This is a genomic window from Corynebacterium sp. HMSC075D04 (assembly GCF_001815635.1).
GTDB lineage: Bacteria > Actinomycetota > Actinomycetes > Mycobacteriales > Mycobacteriaceae > Corynebacterium > Corynebacterium coyleae.
Genome location: NZ_KV821347.1, coordinates 1 through 784, shown reverse-complemented (window position 1 = coordinate 784; position 784 = coordinate 1). Strand labels below are relative to the sequence as shown.

Sequence of the window (784 nt, the reverse complement as noted above, 5' to 3'; positions counted from 1 at the left end):
GTCCCGGGCAAGGAGACGAAGTCTTCGCCGACCTTCACCGACAAGGATGGCAAGGAGGCAACTGCTCCTGAGGGCTCGAAGTTCAAGATCACTGATGGTTTCACGGCTCCCGAGGGCTACGTGGTCACTATCGACGAGAACACCGGTGAGATCACCGTGACGTTCCCGGATAAGTCGAAGCTCAACGCGGACACCGTTGAGGAGTTCGATGTTCCGGTCATCGTGACCTACCCGGACAAGTCCACCGACAGCACGACGGCCAACTTCAAGTTGGATACCGACGGTGATGGCACGCCTGATACCGAGGATCCGGACGATGACGGTGATGGCATCCCGGATGAGAAGGAGAAGGAAGACAAGACGAACCCGAAGGTTCCGAACCAGAACCTGGACTACGAGCCGGAGTACAAGGATGGTTCGGGTAAGCCTGGTGAGGACGTCAAGGTGGACAAGCCAACCTTCAAGGACAAGGATGGCAACCCGACCACGCCGCCGGAGGGCACGAAGTTCACCCCGGGTGAGAATGTTCCGGATGGCGTGACCATCGATGAGAACACCGGTGAGATCACGGTGACCATCCCGGAGGATGCGAAGCCGGGTGACAAGATCACGGTTCCGGTTGTTGTGACCTACCCGGATGGTTCTAAGGACAACGTTGACGTCACTGTCACGGTGACCGACAAGGACGTTCCGGCTCCTGTCGATAAGGACGCTGACCTTTACGAGCCGTCCTACGAGGACAAGCTTGTTGTCCCGGGCAAGGAGACGAAGTCTTCGCCGACCT

1 protein-coding gene is annotated in these 784 nt (G+C 58.2%); it reads left to right on the top strand.

All coding sequences use genetic code 11. From position 1 onward, the window contains the following. The coding region (locus HMPREF3048_RS06935; RefSeq protein ID WP_210398421.1) for a YPDG domain-containing protein at positions 1-784 on the top strand (784 nt) is incomplete at both ends.